Below are 15,716 nucleotides of genomic sequence, written 5' to 3'. Positions count from 1 at the left end.
GGTGCCATCCCACGAACGGAAAAACGTCTTTCTGATGACAACTTATTCTGCCGGCAGGACTTCGGGAACCGGCGTCGGCAGTGTTTCGGTCGGCAGTGTTTCTGCTGGACGTGTTTCGGCTGGACGTGTTGCTGTTCCCGATTCAGGTCCCAAGATGGATCCTTCGCCGGCACCGGTGTCGCGGGGCTCGCCTGTCGCAGCGGACTGGCTGACCCATTGCCGCAGACCGCGACGTGTCGCTTCGAATCCCGGTGTCGACAACAGCCATCGCAACTGCGTGTTTCCAGCGACTCCCTCATAGTGATCCGCCAATTCAGCGATCCCGGCATCGGGTTGGCCGGCGTCAATGGCCGCGATCACGCGATCTGGGGACAGGTAGTCGAGCCAGATGTCGGCATCGTCTCGGCGACGCTCAAGGTTTTGACGCAGGACATCGGCTGACATCCGCAACGCCAGCAGATTGACGGCCCCCGCTGGTTGCGAGGATGGCGTGAATGCAGGTCGCCCCACGGAGACTTCTGGGATGCCGCCATCAATTCCCGGCTGATAGAGATCGTCCCTCGGCGCGACACTTGGGTCGTAGCCGTACGCGTCCGTCCCGTAGAGATCACTTGGCACATAGGACGGATACAGCGGGTCATAGAGCGGTGCAGTCGACGGATACGCTGGCGCGTAGAGTCCGTAGCTGCCAGCGGAATATCCCAGCGGACTCCCGAAACCGTAGATCGCAGACGAACCAACGCCGTAGCGCGAGTATCCCGGCCCCGTATCCATCGAAAAGAACGGCGTGCGAATCCGTACGCTTGCCGGTGGCGGCAAGACAGGGGCCACGTAGACTCCGCCCGAATAGAGAGAACCCGCATAGAGAGAACCCGAATATCGCGAACCCGAATAAAGCAAACCCGAGCCGTACGAACCGGGGTGATAGCCCCGCGAGTAACCACCGTAATAGCCATTGGAGACGGCTCCGCGGTACCCGTTGCTGTACGAGTGCCCGCCGGCACCATAGTAATGCTGTGCGGCTGCGGTGCCTGAGAGGCAGCAAATCAAAGCCAATACGGGGCTAATGGCGAGCAGTCTGTTCACGTTCTTAACTTTCATTCGGGAAGTTCACGTCCGGGCACGTTCTATTCTAGCCCCGGGCAAACACCCGGAAAAATGATTTTTACGCGTATCTGAGCCGAAACGAAGCCGGAGTACCGACATCGGCGGCATCAGATCCGGTTAAACTGCACATTCAGCGTCCCACCGACCCTCAGGTCCTTCCCCTCATTCCTCGACCCGCATTCATTCAATCATGTCGCACATCAGCCCCTCCGCCCCCAGTCGTCGTCAGTTCTTGCAAACCTCCGCCGCCGTCGGGGGATCGCTCATTTTGACCAACACCCGTTCCTCCGGTGCCGTGGTCGGCTCCAATGAACGTGTCCGGATTGCCGTCGCCGGATTGAACGGACGTGGGCAAAGTCATATCGCCGGATGGGCCAAGGCGAACAACGTCGAACTGGCCTACATCGCCGACCCGGATGCCAAAGTCCTGGCCAATGCGATGAAGGGTTTGGAGAAACGTAGCGAAGGGAAACTGACCACCAAACCGATCGAGGACATTCGGACTGCGCTGGACGACCCGAGCGTTCACGCGATCTCGATCGCCACGCCCAATCATTGGCATTCACTGTTGACCATCTGGGGTGCACAGGCGGGCAAACACGTGTACGTCGAAAAACCGATGAGCCATGATGTGATGGAAGGCCGCGTGGCCGTGGAGGCGCAAAAGAAGTACGGCGTAGTGATCCAACACGGAACGCAACGACGTAGCAGCAGCGGGATCGCCGGACTGCACGAGGCTCTCAAATCGGGCAAGCTGCCGCGGCTAAAAATCGCCTACGGCTACTGCTGCAAACCCCGCGGCGGCATCGGCCACAAGACGCCGACCGATCCACCCTCCAACCTGAATTGGGACTTGTGGAAAGGACCGGCGGTCATCGATCAGTATCACGCCAACTACGTCCACTACAACTGGCACTGGTTCTGGGAAAGCGGCAACGGTGACTTGAACAATCAAGGAACCCATCAGTTGGACGTCGCACGCTGGGCGATCGACGACGATCAAACTCACCCGGTCAAGGTCTCCGCATTGGGTGGCCGGTTCCAATGGGATGATCAAGGCGAAACGCCCAACACGATGTTCGCGATGGCCGAGTATCCCAACGGACAACAAGTGTTCTTTAATGTTCGCAACGTGAACTACAAAGGCTATAAGAAGCAAGTGTTCAACGAGTACTACCTCGAGGACGGCAGCGTCATCACGGGCGAAGGAAATTACCAGATCCTGCGCCCCGGTGCAACGAAACCCGAGAAACTGGAACTGGAACCGGGAAACGTCACGCCGGGCGGCAATTGGAACGCGTTCATCGCAGCTGTCCGCGCCGGTGACCCCAATTTGGCCAACGGCAACGTCATGGACGCACACTATGGTTGCGTGTTGGGACACTTGATGAACAACTCGTATCGACTGGGAGTTGAAGTGCCTTTCAGCGAAAAGGCGGGCAAGTTCGGTGACAACGCCGACGCCGCAGAACACTTCAGTCGACTGCACGCCATCATGCGTGACGGAGTCGGCGTCCCCAAGGACGGCGGCAAGTACATCGTCGGACCGACACTGAGCTTCGACCCAGAGACCGAACGCTTTGTCGGCCAGGATGCCGAGCAAGCCAACAAGTTGCTGAAGGATCCGAACAACGCAGCGTATCAAGTCCCGACGGTCGAAAACGTTTGACCCGCAGCCGCCTGGAAACAGTTCGTTTGACCCGTAGCCAAAGGCGCAGGAGACGCAACCATCCGGTTTGCACCGCAGAGCCAAACGCAGCTTCCCCCTGCGCCTATCGGCTACGGGTCAAACAGCCGCTTTGCACCACCCCGTTTGACCCGCAGCCGAAGGCGTAGGAGACGCAACCATCCGGTTTGCACCGCAGAATCAAACGCAGCTTCCCCCTGCGCCTATCGGCTACGGGTCAAACAGCCGCTTTGCACCACCCCGTTTGACCCGCAGCCGAAGGCGTAGGAGACGCAACCATCCGGTTTGCACCGCAGAATCAAACGCAGCTTCCCCCTGCGCCTAACGGCTACGGGTCAAACAGCCGCTTTGCACCACCCCGTTTGACCCGTAGCCGAAGGCGCAGGAGACGCAACCATCCGGTTTGCACCGCAGAATCAAACGCAGCTTCCACCTACGCCTAACGGCTACGGGTCAAACAGCGCAGCACTGGGGGCCCGATTCGTCTATAATCATTCGATCCCGCCCCCTCCCCGCCTCACGCCTGCCCCCGAACTGCTGATGTGCAGTCAACCTCCCGCCTCTCCAAGATGGCCAACATGGTCCACCCGCGGGCCGATTCTTGCATGTTGGTTTCTAGCGATCAACTTCGCCACGTGGTGCTGTTCCTCATCGCATGGTGCGGAGCCCGGCAGCGTTTCCCTCGCATCCGCGATCCATCAGCCGATCAGCTTTCAGCTCGATATCCAACCGATCCTGACCGCGCGAGGATGCAATGCGGGTGCCTGTCATGGAAAGCAGCGTGGGCAAAACGGGTTTCAACTTTCGCTACTCGGCTTTGACTCCGAGTTTGATCACAACGCGATCGTTCGCAGTTCACGCGGGCGGCGTCTTTCGTTGACCGCGCCTCATGAAAGCTTATTGCTGCAGAAAGCTACCGCGACTGTGCCACATGGTGGAGGCGTGAAGATCGAACCAGGCTCATCCGATCATCTGACGTTGCTGCGTTGGATCGAGCAAGGTGCCAAGCGAAGTGTGCCCAACGAGCCCGTCTTGGAATCTGTCGTCCTTGGCAACGACGAGTTCGTGATGTCCAGCGGTCAAACCGCCGAGCTGTCTCTGACGGCAACGTACAGCGATGGATCACAGCGGACGGTGACATCTCAGGCGACGTACTTGTCGAACGATCCCGCCGTGGTGTCGGTCGATGCGGCAGGACGAATGCTGGCAGGTTCGTTACCCGGCGAGACTGCGATCATGGCGCGATACATGAACCACATCTGTGTGGCAAATGCTCAGATTCCACGTGAACAAGAAATCCCCGCGAGCGTCTTTCACGATCTGCCACGCAACGGGTTCATCGACGAACTGGTGTTTGCAAAACTACAGAGTCTGCGGATCAAACCCTCCGAGCCGGCCGAGGAGTGGGTGTTCTTGCGCAGAGTGTTTACTGATTTGATCGGGCGTCTGCCGCGTCCGGAGGAAGCCCGCGAGTTTCTTGAGTCCGCCGACCCTGGTAAGCGAGAACACTTGGTCGATTGGCTGCTGTCTCAACGAGAGTACGCAGACCATTGGGCAAATCAATGGGCAGATCTGCTGAGGCCGAATCCCTATCGAGTTGGCATCAAAGCCGTCTTGAACTACGACAACTGGATCCGACAGCAGTTTCGCGAAAACCTATCGCATGATGAGTTCGCTCGGCGGCTCGTTACCGCCAGAGGCAGCACTTGGCGAAACGGTGCCGTGACGTTGTACCGAGACCGTCGAAGTCCCGATGAGATGGCGACCTTGGTCAGTCAGTTGCTACTGGGGGTGAGATTGGAATGTGCCAAGTGCCATCACCATCCGTTCGAAAGCTACAGTCAAGCGGACTTTTATCAGTTCGCCGCGTTCTTTGGCAAAGTCGCCCATCGCGGTACCGGACTGTCGCCGCCAATCTCGGGCGGAGAAGAGATCATCTGGACTTCCGAATCCGGCACCGTGAAACATCCCGTATCGGGTGAGATCATGACGCCGACGCCTTTGTTCGGTTCCGTGGATCTTTCGCAACACGATGACCCTCGTGTCGCTCTGGCACAATGGATGACAACGGACAATCCGCTGTTTGCGAAAGTACACGTGAACCGATTGTGGGCACACATGATGGGACGCGGCTTGGTCGAGCCGGTGGATGATTTGCGAAGCACGAATCCGCCAAGCAATCCACAACTGCTGGATGCTCTTGCGGATCACTTCCGCGAGATCGGTTACGATCAAAAACAGATGCTGCGTACCATCGCACTTTCCAACGTCTATGCACTGTCGTCGATTCCCAATGAAACAAACTCGTCGGACCGGCTGAATCATTCCCGTCATTATCGACAGCGGTTGCGTGCCGAGATTCTTTCGGACGCGATTTCCGACATCACGCTGACACCAACGTCGTTCACGGCGATGCCCACGCAATCAAAGGCGAATCAAATTTGGACGACGCGTGTGGATTCTGTTTTCCTGGACACATTTGGTCGCCCCAATGAAAACCAGGACCCACCCTGTGAACGTATTCCCGATACCTCCGTGACTCAAACGCTGCACTTGATGAATTCTCGCGAGTTGAGCGGACGGATCACCAACGATGATGGACGAGTGGCGCAGCTTGCGTCGAGTGACCGATCAGCGACCGAGATCATTGACGAACTTTACTTGGCCGTCTATTCACGCTACCCCAGCGAGGGCGAGCGACAGTATGCGGAATCCTTGATCGCAACGGCGGGGGAAAACCGACGCGGAGCGATCGAGGACTTGATGTGGGCAATGCTCAATACACCTGAATTTTCCATTCAAAACTAGGTGCAATCCAATGGCAACGAGCTGGCGTAATTGTGAAGGGATCGCGAGACGCGATTGTCTGCGTCTGGGACTGGGCGGCCTGATCTCCGGCGGCTTGACAGGCGCGCTGAGAGCGCGTGCTCACGCGAACGATTCATTCACGCAGGTCCCCTCTGAGCGTGAAGCCGACGCGTGTATCTTGGTTTGGTTGGACGGCGGCCCCAGTCACTACGAAACGTTTGACCCCAAACCCGATGCGCCGGTCGAGATCCGCGGCTCCTTTCCACCGATTCGGACTCAGACCAGCGGCGTGTATTTTTCGCAGCCGATGCAAAAGCTCGCGGCGATGTCCGACGACTTGGCCATCGTACGTTCGATCCGCCACGACCAGGGAAACCACGGTGCCGGTAACCACTACATGATGACCGGTGCTCCGCCAAGGATACCGGTCGGATGCGGTGCCTTTGTCAGTTTTCACCCCAGCTTGGGTAGCGTCGCGGCGCAACAAATTGGCGCTCCCCACGGGATACCGGCCTATTTTTCTTTGCCGAGCATGTCCCGCTCCGGTGGCCCCAATTTCTTGGGCAGCCAGTACGCGCCCTTTGTCGTGCCGGATGATCCCAACAGCAGCAGCTTTCGCGTCCGCGACGTGACGATCCCGACCGGACTGACGGCGGACCGCTTTGGATCTCGGCAAGACATTCGCCAACGTATCGACACGATGATGCGTTTGAACGATCCGGCAGTTGCCGACCCCGTTGTCGCAATGGATCGTTTCTACCAGCAAAGTCTGCAGATCATCAGCAGCCCGCAAGCACAAGCCGCATTCGACATTCATCAAGAATCCAACGAGGTCCGCGAAGCCTACGGCCGAAACTCGTTCGGTCAACGCGCTTTGTTGGCTCGCCGATTGGTCGGAGCAGGGGTTCCGTTTGTCACGCTGTATCATGGCGGTTGGGACCATCACGTGTCGATTTTCGAGGAGCTGGAAAAGAAGCTGCCGCCGTTCGAAGCCACCGTGGCGGCGTTGATCGCGGATCTCAAGCAAACTGGGATGCTGGAACGAACTTTGGTCGTCGTCTTGGGCGAGTTCGGCCGCACGCCAAAGATCAACGAGCGAGGTGGCCGCGATCATTGGTCCAATGCGATGAGCGTGATGTTCGCCGGCGGTGGTGTTCGCGGTGGACAAATTGTCGGCGCGACCGACAAACAAGGCTACAGCGCGGTTGAACGCGTTTTATCACCGGAGAACTTTGTCTCAACCATTTATCGCAAATTGGGAATCGATCCCGGACAGACGATGCACACGCCCGAAGGCAGACCGGTTCACTTGGTCAGCGACGCCACGCCGATCATGGAGTTGATGGCATAGTGCTCGGCTCACCCATTTCTCCACTGAACTGTTTGATCTCGCTGTGCGTCTGCCTTTCGTCGGTCGTTGCCGGTGAAGTCAAACTGGAGCGTTTTTTTCCGCCCGTGGTCACGCTAGGCAGCGATTCCAAGTTGGTCGCCGAAGGTGATCTCAGCGCGTGGCCGATGGATTTTGAATGCGATCGCGCTGAAGTTCGCATCACAGCCTCGCCCGACGAAAAGAACACGTTGACTTTCACAACGGACGCCAACGCAGCCCCCGGAGTCGCGTGGATTCGCGTCAACAGCCAGAACGCCATCTCGGCATGGACGCCTGTCTTGATGACATCCGCCGCCGTGACCGTCGAGTCCGAACCGAACAACGAGATCGGCAACGCTGGATCGCTCGACCTGCCCACCGTTGTCGCCGGCCGATTGGCCAAGAACGGTGATGTTGATTCGTATCGAATCAAGGTGACCGACGGCCAGACATTAGTCGTCGCTGCGGTTGCAAATGAGATCCTGGCGTCGCCAATGGATGCCGTTTTGCAGATCGTCGATTTAGATGGAAACGTGCTTGCACAATCAGATGACGACTGCGGCCTGGATCCTTTGATCGTCCATCACGTAGGACAAGACACCGAGCTGGTGATTCGCATCTTTGCATTTCCGGAGACGCCGAACAGCACGATCGCACTGGCCGGCTCCAGCAGCTTTGTTTATGCGATCAACGTCACCACGGGACCGATAGTCGATCACGGTGTGGCAGCGTCCGATGGTCGCGCTGAGGTCTATGGCTGGAATTTGCCCGAGAAAGTCGAGACGCATGTGTCCCCGGCAACCACGGTTTCTCCGCCAACGCTATTTGTCCCTGAAACGTTGGGCTGGACTTGGGATCGCTCGCTCGTTGGCGGTCCACGCGTGTGCGAATCTTCAAATGCCGCAGCTCAGCAGGTCAACGCGTTGCCGGCAACTTTATTTGGCCATATCAGCGAACAAGCCGAGCTCGATCGCTTCATCGTTCCCGTGGTTGCACAGAAAAAGTATTGGGCACAAGTCCGATCGTATCAGTATGGATTCCCCTTGGACTCGCACTTGAAGATCATCGACCGAGCGTCCAGTGAGATTCTGGCGAGCAATGAGGATCTGGAACGCGGACGCTATGACGCGGCGACGACATTCGAAGCGAAGACGGACGGCTTCGTCGAGATCCACGTCAGCGACCGAGTGGATGGGCACGGCGATCGGCATTTCTATTACCTTACGGTCGAGCAGTATCAACCTGTATTTGAATTGAGCGTCACATCGGATCGTTTTGTCCTCACGAAAGAGAAGCCACTCGAAATTCCCGTCACGGTGAAACGCCTGCCAGGTTTCAGTGGCGTAATCGAGATTTCAGTAGAGGGGTTGCCCGAGTTTGTGACGTCTGAACAAGTGAAATCGGAACCAAAAGGCGGCACTTCAAAAAGTGTTCAGATCAAACTTTCCACGACAGAGCCCATTGTGAACGTATTGGATTTCCGCATCATTGGCAGGCAGTCGGGCGACGAAACACCGACAGGAGATCAGCAGCCGGTCCACGAAAAAGCGCTCTTTCGGCTGCGCCCCAGTCTACCCATCAGTGCCCTTTCGCTGACGGGACAGTAAGATTGTCGGATACGAGATCGCCACAGCTCGCAGTCTGTCGATATAGTGAGCCGACGGCGCTGGCGTGGACTGCTCAAAGTTTGGTGTTGTTTCGTTTTGGGTTTGCGCAAGTTTATGTCCCTACTGGCGGCACAGCTGGTGGCCCCCAGTGAGCCTCAGGCGCTAGCCGTGGGCCTGAGGCGGATTGTGGTGCCGGCCCACGGCTAGCGCCTGAGGCTCTGCCGACGCAGCTGGTGGCCCCCAGTGAGCCTCAGGCGCTAGCCGTGGGCCTGAGGCGGATTGTGGTGCCGGCCCACGGCTAGCGCCTGAGGCTCTGCCGACGCAGCTGGTGGCCCCCAGTGAGCCTCAGGCGCTAGCCGTGGGCCTGAGGCGGATTGTGGTGCCGGCCCACGGCTAGCGCCTGAGGCTCTGCCGACGCAGCTGGTGGCCCCCAGTGAGCCTCAGGCGCTAGCCGTGGGCCTGAGGCGGATTGTGGTGCCGGCCCACGGCTAGCCCGGATATTGCATCCGAAAATTTGTTTCCCCCTATAGCGCAAGAGCCTTAGTCCTGGTATGCATTGGAGTTACAACACTTCACACATCCCAAGCCCAAGGCTCTCGGCAATGACAAAGCGTAATCGAAAACGAGCTGCACTGAAACGCCTCCGTCGCCAAGCTGTCGAGTTTGATTTTGATGGCGGAACGCTCACGTCCGACGCCGGATTGCTACTGCTTCGCGAAGTCGATCAACGACTCGGCCTGATCCGCCGAGTCGACGCTTGTATTGCCGATCCACGCGATCCTATCTACACCGCACATCCGCAGGCCGAGATCCTGACCAGTCGTATCTTTGGAATTGCGGCAGGCTACGAGGACGGCAACGATCACGCCCACTTGCGGCATGATGCAGCCTTTCAAGTCGCTGCCGGACGCACACCTGCACAGAATGACTATGACAGCGACGAACACTTTCCTTTGGCCAGTCCGTCAACGCATTCACGTTTCGAAAATCGTGTCGATCGCAAAGCGATGCTGGCTATCCACGAAGAAATCGTAAACACCTTTCTGGACAGCTACGAGAAACCGCCCGAAGAAATCACGTTGGACTATGATGCCACAGATGATCCGACGCACGGCAATCAAGACAAAAACTACTTCAATGGATTCTACGACGGCCACTGTTTTCTGCCGCTGTACGTGTTCTGTGGCTATCAGTTGCTTGTCGCCTACTTACGTCCCAGCAGTTTTGGCGCAGCCCATCACGCTCGCGCGGTGACCAAACTGCTGGTTCAAAAGATTCGTTCGCGATGGCCGGAGACGAAAATCATTTTACGTGGCGATGGCGGATATTCTGATGAAAGACTCATGCGTTGGTGCGATAAAAACGACGTCTACTATGTCTTCGGATTGCCCAAGAACAACGTCTTGATCCGCAATATTGCCTGCGAAATGACCCGTGCTCGACTTGAGCATTTGAAATTTAAATCCACGCGAACGCTTTTCAAGTGGTTCCGTTATCGCACTCAGGAAACATGGGACCGTCATCGCTGGGTTCTCGGCAAGGCGGAGCACGGCGACAAGGGAGCCAACCCGCGTTTCGTCGTGACAAACCTGCCCAGTGCCCAAGGGATCGTCGAGCCGACTTATCATCGCCCTCGCGTGGACGGCAAACAGGTTCGACAAATCCTCGATCCTGGAACGATCTGCAGTGTTGCTTGGAACCCGAAGGATTTCTATCGAGAACGTTATTGTCAGCGTTGTGAAATGGAGAATCGGATCAAGGAACAACAGATGTGTTTGTTTGCCGATCGAACCAGCTGCACAGACTTCATGGCCAATCAGTTTCGTTTGATTCTGTCGTCGTTGGCGTATGTGTTGGTCGACGGAATCCGCCGGTTGGCACTTCAGGGCACTACACATGCTCGGATGCGTGTGGATACGATCCGCTTGCGTCTGTTCAAGATTGCCGCGCGAGTACGCGTGACTTGTCGGCGAGTGATTTTTCACCTTCCGACTCACTGCCCTAGCGCGAGTCTCTTTAACGAAGTCATGGCGCGTCTTTGCCGAAGCGACTAAGGGCGGCAACCCTCGAGGAAAACGCAACCACGAAGCGAATCATTCGCTTGGGGGAGGGGGGGCCTTCTGCGCGGCGCTGCGAAAGCCCCCATCAAAATCAAATCATTTCCCAAAAGCGGACGTATCGAACTCGCAACCCCGCGTCAATAACCGATGGATGCAATATCCGGGCTAGCGCCTGAGGCTCACTTTGATTGCGATGCATGGAACAAAAACATGTACGGAAAAAACAATGTCAACACCAAACTTTGAGCAGTACAATTACGCAGGCCAATCCCCGTATAACCCCAAATTTTGATCAGCCCAGTAATCGACGACGAGAACTCTCGGCACAAGGACTGAACACCAGGATTGAATGAATGCCCGTCATTGAAACTCAGGGATTGAAGAAGACGTACGGCAGTGGCCAGACACGGGTGGAAGCACTGCGTGGCGTGGACTTGACCATCCACACCGGCGAAATGGTAGCGATCATCGGCCCATCGGGCTGTGGAAAAAGCTCGCTGTTGGCTTTACTGGGCGGAGTCGACTTGCCAACCGAAGGACGTGTGTTGCTGGAAGACACCGACTTGGCGAGCCTCTCGGATGACCAGAGAACCATCGCCCGACGTCAACGGATCGGATTTATCTTTCAGTCCTTTAACCTGCTGCCCACGCTGACAGCGGCTGAAAACGTCGCATTGCCACTGGAATTGGACGGTGTGTCCCGAGCCGAGTCGATGCAGCGAGCCTTGAGTGCACTGAGCAGCCTGGAAATGGAGGCCCGTGCGGGGCACTTGCCCAGCGAGATGTCGGGCGGCGAACAGCAGAGAGTCGCAATCGCCCGAGCATTGGTCATCCAACCCGCATTGTTGTTAGCGGATGAACCCACCGGAAACCTCGACACGGCAAACAGCCAACGGACCGTCGCGTTGCTCAAGAAACTCGTCGCCAGTGGTGATCAAACGATCGTGGTCGTGACGCACGATATGGAAGTCGCCCAGCAAGCGACACGCATCATCCGTCTGCGTGACGGAATGATCGAACACGATGGACCTCCCAATCAAGAGACGCCGGAACTGGACGCAAGCGGGCAAGAATCGCCCGACGGCAACACGGCAGACGACACTTCGACGAGTGACTCGCTGCAGGACTCAAAGCGATGATCCTTTGGTCCTTTAGCCGGCGTGAAGTCGGACGACGTCCCGGGCGTGCTTTGTTGACGCTATTGAGCGTGGTCATTGGTGTCGCGTCGGTGATTTCGGTCTTGTCTGCGACCCGCACCACTCGTGCCGCCTATCGACAGATGTTCCAAAAGGTGAACGGAAGTGCCGATTTGGAGATCACGGGTTTCGGAGGGAAACGTTTTGACGAAGAACTTGTTGCGGTAGCCGAAAAGACTCCGGGTGTTGCCGTTGCCGTTCCGCTGATTCATCGAAACACGATCCTCTATGGACCGGAGGGGCGTGCCACCTTGACCGCGTTGGGCATCGACCCTGAAAAGGACTCCGCAGTCCGCGACTATGAACTTGTCGAAGGAGAGCCACTTGGGAAAAACATCGGCGTCTGGATGGATGTGGGATTAGCGCGTCGAATGAAGGTTGTCGTGGGTGACGAGATCAAGTTACTGACGCGGAGCGGACTGAAACCGGCCCCCGTGATCGGATTGGTGCAACCTGCCGGTGGGTCGTCTGTCGTTCAAGGCGGCTTGGTCATGATGCACCTGCGTGTGGCTCAAGCAAGATTTCGAATCGAGCGGCAAATCGATACGATCTCCATCGTGTTGAACGAAGATGCCGACGAAAATGCGGTGCGAAACGAACTGCAAGCCGCGCTGCCGGACACCGTCACGATCGGTCGCCCATCCACACGAACCGATGTGACGGACGAAGCGATGTTGGCCAACGAGCAAGGTCTGCGGTTGGCAACGGCGTTCATTCTGATGCTGGCGGTGTTTGTGATCGGCAACACCTTTGCCATGAACGTCGGCGAGCGACGGCGTCAGTTTGCGGTGATGCGAGCGATCGGTGCCACGCGTCGACAGATCGCCGGGGTGTTGTATCGCGAAGCACTCGCGATGGGAGTCTTGGGAACGATTCTGGGAATCATGCTCGGTGTTTTCGGGGCCCGCATTTTGACCACGGCGGTGGCCGACGTGATGTTGGTCGAGTTGCCGGATGTCGAAATCACAACGACTTCGTTGGTCATCGCGACGATGTTTGGCTTGGGGCTCGCGATGCTGGGCGCTTACTTGCCCGCCCGTCAAGCAGCGGCGATGACTCCGGTGGAAGCCTTGGTCAGCGTGCCACCTCAACATTCATCTCAGGTCTCATGGTGGGTTCCTGTCCTTGGGCTGCTCACCCTGGCTGTGTCTGCCGTCTTGCTGACGGGATGCATCCAAGGTCGCTTGCCCGTCGGTTTGGCGGCGATCGGGTCGGTCGGCGGTTTGCTGGGTTTGGTCATGCTGATCCCTGTCGTCGTCGGACCCGTCTCGGCACTCGTCGAGCGATCGCTGCTTGCATCGATTCCGGTGGAGTCTCGATTGGCACGGCGTCAGTTGCTGCGTCATCGAGGTCGCACGACGTTGACCATCGGCGTGCTGTTCATCGCAATGAGCACGGGTATCGCATTGGCGACAACGATATCAAACAACTTGAACGATGTGCGAACGTGGTACGAGCGCGCCATCGTGGGCGATTTCTTCGTTCGCGCCATGATGCCTGACATGGCGACCGGCGAAGCCGCCGACATGCCGGAGAGCGTCAGAGCCCAAATCGAATCGATCGAGGAGGTCACGAGTCTGGACTCCCTGAAGTTTGTTTCTGTGCGAACGGACACGCAGGACACGGTGCTAGTGGTTGTACGCGAGTTCACCAACAGCGATCAGGTCTACTTTGACCTGCAAACCGGAGACCCGGCGAGCGTGATCGAAGCCGTCAACGAGGGTCAAGTTGTGATTGGGACCGTGCTGTCTCAGCGCCGTTCATTGAAAATGGGCGACACCATCACGATCGAAACCGCAGACGGTCCCAAACCGTTGATGATCGCCGGAATTGCTAACGACTACATCGGTGGCGGGCTGACGGTGTACATGAGTCGTCAGAGCGGCAAGGCACTGCTGGGCGTGACCGGCGAAGACATCTTCGTCGTCAAGTGTGAGCCGGAGTCGCTCAAGAGTGTTGAGAAACAGCTCGAAAGTATCTGCAATGAACACGGTTTGTTGCTGCAGTCCTACGCCGGACTCGTCTCTACCGTCAACGCGATGCTCGGCGGAATCACCGGCTCATTGCGTGCGTTGCTGGTCCTCAGCTTCGTCGTCGCCAGTTTCGGCGTCGTCAACACATTGACGATGAACGTCTTGGAACAAACGCGTGAGCTGGGAATGCTGAGAATTGTCGCGATGACGCGTTGGCAAGTTCGCCGCGTGATCTTTGCTCAAGCCGCAATGATGGGCCTGATCGGATTGATCCCCGGTGCGGCCATGGGAGTATGGATCGCTTACGTGATCAACTTGGCCGCCATGCCGGTGCTCGGCCACCCGGTGGTGTTCCATTTTTATCCCTGGCTATTCTTTGGCTGCATCGCTGCGGCGACGACCACGGTGTTTCTGTCCGCTTGGATTCCCGCAGAGCGGGCGGCACAGCTCGCACCGACCGAAGCATTGCGGTACGAGTGACAGATTGCTCGTCCCGGACCAGTCAGCGACAGCGACAAAATCACCTTCACACCCCGAAGTGGATTTCGCCAGAAATCCTGTCCGAGAGGAATTCTGGCGAATCCCATTACCAATAGCAGTTGGAGTCCAGGCTTTAGCCGCTCGCGCGCACCTCTCCCTGTTCCACCAGCCGGCCAACAGGCTCAAGGAATTCTGGCGAATCCCATCACCTGGTACGGTTGTAAACGGTATATCGCTTCTAAGTTTCTCAGCAACCCTATTCGCTGGCAAATCTTCGCCCGATCTCCGCATCTCCTCCAATTGGGGGTTAGCCAGCAGAGCCGTCAGACGAGACACTGGGGAGACACATTTCTCGACTCACTCCAGCAGCGATTTTCAGATGACCATTCAGTGGTTCCCCGGCCACATGCACAAAGCCCGGCTTGAGATCGAGGCAACGCTTCCCAAGGTTCATGTGGTGATCGAGGTTCTCGATGCCAGGATCCCGTATTCAAGTGAGAATCCGTTGCTCGAGGAGCTTCGAGGCACCAAGCCTTGTTTGAAGGTGCTGGCCAAGAGCGATCTTGCCGATGAATCGATGACGGCGCGCTGGCTTGCCCATTTCAGCCAAGAGGAAGGTGTTCGAGCCCATGCGGTCACGACCGACGACGTGCCGACCATTCGTCAGTTAAAGCAAATCGCCACGCAGATGGTTCCCGAGCGACGCGGGCGAACGATCGACATCATGATTTGCGGCATTCCCAATGTCGGAAAATCGACGATCATCAATTTTCTGGCCAATCGCAAGATTGCCAAAACAGGAAACACGCCAGCCGTCACCAAGCAGCAGCAGCGTGTCAGCATCGGAGACAGCATCACTTTGGTGGACACGCCGGGAATGATGTGGCCGAACGTTCACAATGTCCGCAGCGGCTATCGCTTGGCTCTGCTGGGCTCGATCAAGGAGACCGCGATGGACTACGCCGACGTCGGCTTTTTTGCAGCGAGATTCATGCGAGACTCCTATCCGGATCGATTGGCTCAGCGATACGAGTTGGACGAATTGCCCGACGCAGAGTTGGAGATCATCGAGGCCATCGGACGCAAACGAGGCTGTTTGGGCAAGAGTCGCTTGATCGACATCGACCGCGCGTCGCGAATCCTGGTCACTGAACTCCGTTCCGGCCAAATGGGAAGTTTGACGTTGGAGTCTCCCGAGTCCAGTCGTCGTGAACGCAGCGAAACGAAGCGAGCGATCGCGGAGAAGGAAGCCGCGACGGCGGAGAAAGACGCGAAGCGGAAAAAAAGATTCCGCGACAAGCAGCGTGCGAAACGCAAGTCACAGGAGATGCAATAGCTCACGTCGTTTCGCTCGAACCCGCAAATCGAGCGAGGGTTCGTCAAAGGTATCAGTTAGTGCAAACCCCCATCAGTTCCGTCGGCTTACGGG

The 15,716-nt window shown here is 57.3% G+C and carries 9 protein-coding genes; 8 read left to right on the top strand and 1 reads right to left on the bottom strand.

All coding sequences use genetic code 11. The features are described from left to right. Window positions 1–42: 42 nt before the first annotated feature. Window positions 43–1,086: a hypothetical protein gene (locus Pla52nx_RS15670; protein WP_146522758.1), complete on the bottom strand. Its 1,044-nt coding sequence runs from the start codon at window positions 1,084–1,086 to the stop codon at window positions 43–45. Between the two features lie 211 nt (window positions 1,087–1,297). Between Pla52nx_RS15670 and Pla52nx_RS15665 the strand changes: the two genes are divergently transcribed. The 8 genes from Pla52nx_RS15665 to ylqF all read left to right on the top strand — a co-directional run bounded on the left by Pla52nx_RS15665 (window position 1,298) and on the right by ylqF (window position 15,623). After that, complete coding sequence (locus Pla52nx_RS15665; RefSeq protein WP_146522757.1) at window positions 1,298–2,776, top strand: Gfo/Idh/MocA family protein; 1,479 nt, start codon at window positions 1,298–1,300, stop codon at window positions 2,774–2,776. A 558-nt stretch (window positions 2,777–3,334) separates the two neighbouring features. Next, on the top strand, window positions 3,335–5,602 hold the full coding sequence (locus tag Pla52nx_RS15660) for a DUF1549 and DUF1553 domain-containing protein (protein WP_146522756.1): 2,268 nt from the start codon (window positions 3,335–3,337) through the stop codon (window positions 5,600–5,602). 10 nt (window positions 5,603–5,612) lie between these two features. Beyond that, window positions 5,613–6,953: a DUF1501 domain-containing protein gene (locus Pla52nx_RS15655; protein WP_146522755.1), complete on the top strand. Its 1,341-nt coding sequence runs from the start codon at window positions 5,613–5,615 to the stop codon at window positions 6,951–6,953. Next, window positions 6,953–8,578, top strand: a complete 1,626-nt coding sequence (locus Pla52nx_RS15650) for a serine protease (protein WP_146522754.1) — start codon at window positions 6,953–6,955, stop codon at window positions 8,576–8,578. Before Pla52nx_RS15655 ends, Pla52nx_RS15650 begins: the two co-directional genes overlap by 1 nt. A gap of 602 nt (window positions 8,579–9,180) precedes the next feature. After that, complete coding sequence (locus Pla52nx_RS15645; protein ID WP_342190199.1) at window positions 9,181–10,632, top strand: IS1380 family transposase; 1,452 nt, start codon at window positions 9,181–9,183, stop codon at window positions 10,630–10,632. A gap of 359 nt (window positions 10,633–10,991) precedes the next feature. Beyond that, window positions 10,992–11,777, top strand: a complete 786-nt coding sequence (locus tag Pla52nx_RS15640) for an ABC transporter ATP-binding protein (RefSeq protein WP_146523581.1) — start codon at window positions 10,992–10,994, stop codon at window positions 11,775–11,777. Continuing rightward, on the top strand, window positions 11,774–14,287 hold the full coding sequence (locus Pla52nx_RS15635; RefSeq protein ID WP_146523580.1) for an ABC transporter permease: 2,514 nt from the start codon (window positions 11,774–11,776) through the stop codon (window positions 14,285–14,287). Before Pla52nx_RS15640 ends, Pla52nx_RS15635 begins: the two co-directional genes overlap by 4 nt. A gap of 379 nt (window positions 14,288–14,666) precedes the next feature. After that, window positions 14,667–15,623 (top strand): ribosome biogenesis GTPase YlqF, encoded by a 957-nt coding sequence (gene ylqF, locus Pla52nx_RS15630; protein WP_146523579.1) that lies wholly within the window; start codon window positions 14,667–14,669, stop codon window positions 15,621–15,623. Window positions 15,624–15,716 lie beyond the last annotated feature (93 nt).

The organism is Stieleria varia (assembly GCF_038443385.1).
Taxonomy (GTDB): domain Bacteria; phylum Planctomycetota; class Planctomycetia; order Pirellulales; family Pirellulaceae; genus Stieleria; species Stieleria varia.
The sequence above is the reverse complement of the archived record's forward strand: the minus strand, read 5'-3'. Positions and strand labels throughout refer to the sequence as shown.

Excerpts from the sequence above, each read along its gene's own strand:
- Pla52nx_RS15665 (WP_146522757.1), top strand. The coding sequence starts at position 1,298 with ATGTCGCACATCAGCCCCTCCGCCCCCAGTCGTCGTCAGTTCTTGCAA.
- Pla52nx_RS15660 (WP_146522756.1), top strand. The coding sequence starts at position 3,335 with ATGTGCAGTCAACCTCCCGCCTCTCCAAGATGGCCAACATGGTCCACC.
- Pla52nx_RS15655 (WP_146522755.1), top strand. The coding sequence starts at position 5,613 with ATGGCAACGAGCTGGCGTAATTGTGAAGGGATCGCGAGACGCGATTGT.
- Pla52nx_RS15645 (WP_342190199.1), top strand. The coding sequence starts at position 9,181 with ATGACAAAGCGTAATCGAAAACGAGCTGCACTGAAACGCCTCCGTCGC.
- Pla52nx_RS15640 (WP_146523581.1), top strand. The coding sequence starts at position 10,992 with ATGCCCGTCATTGAAACTCAGGGATTGAAGAAGACGTACGGCAGTGGC.
- Pla52nx_RS15635 (WP_146523580.1), top strand. The coding sequence starts at position 11,774 with ATGATCCTTTGGTCCTTTAGCCGGCGTGAAGTCGGACGACGTCCCGGG.
- ylqF (WP_146523579.1), top strand. The coding sequence starts at position 14,667 with ATGACCATTCAGTGGTTCCCCGGCCACATGCACAAAGCCCGGCTTGAG.